Origin of the sequence: Martinezella lusitana, from assembly GCF_010668395.1 — a bacterium.
GTDB lineage: Bacteria > Pseudomonadota > Alphaproteobacteria > Rhizobiales > Rhizobiaceae > Rhizobium > Rhizobium lusitanum_A.
In genome coordinates, this window is record NZ_WUEY01000074.1 from 1 (window position 1) to 623 (window position 623).

1 protein-coding gene is annotated in these 623 nt (G+C 49.6%); it reads right to left on the minus strand.

Translation table 11 applies throughout. From position 1 onward, the window contains the following. Positions 1-73 precede the first annotated feature (73 nt). Positions 74-508 carry an IS200/IS605 family transposase gene (tnpA, locus tag GR212_RS36570; RefSeq protein ID WP_113356627.1) on the minus strand — a complete coding sequence of 145 codons (435 nt, stop codon included), beginning with the start codon at positions 506-508 and terminating at the stop codon, positions 74-76. Positions 509-623 lie beyond the last annotated feature (115 nt).

The following is a 623-nucleotide window of genomic DNA, read 5'->3' on the forward strand; positions in this document are numbered from 1 at the left end:
AAGTCATGACCTCCACCAAAGGTGGAGGTTTGAAACGCTGCGCTTGAACCACTAGAAGTGGTTTTGTTAGTGCTTAGTAGCTACGATTAAAGAGGTCGGCAAAGTCGGAAGCTTTGTCGGCCTTTTCTTGGTTCCGGATATATTGTCTGACGACCTGCTCATTATAGCCCGTCGTCGACACGAAATACCCACGTGCCCAAAAGTGATACCCTTTGTAGCGGCGCTTACGCGCGTACTTGTTGGCAATGTAAAGAGCCGTCTTGCCCTTCAAAAATCCAACTATATGCGCGACCGAGTATTTCGGCGGGATCGATATCAACATGTGGACATGATCGGGCATCAAATGACCCTCTTCGATCTGGCAGCCCTTTTGCTGAGCCAGACGACGTAAGAGTTCACCCAACTCTCGACGCACATCCCCGTAGAGTCTTTTCGTTCGGTATTTGCTGCCAAAAACAACGTGATATTTGCAGTCCCACGTCGCATGCGAGAGCGATTGCTCATCCATATAACCTCCTTGTTTGAAGTCTGGGCCACGCCAGCGGTTCAAGCAGGAGGTCTCTCAACTACCGTGTAAAACTCGTCCAGTCCTCCACCGTAGGTGGAGGTTTATTCTTGATATA

Excerpts from the sequence above, each read along its gene's own strand:
- tnpA (WP_113356627.1), bottom strand. The coding sequence starts at position 508 with ATGGATGAGCAATCGCTCTCGCATGCGACGTGGGACTGCAAATATCAC.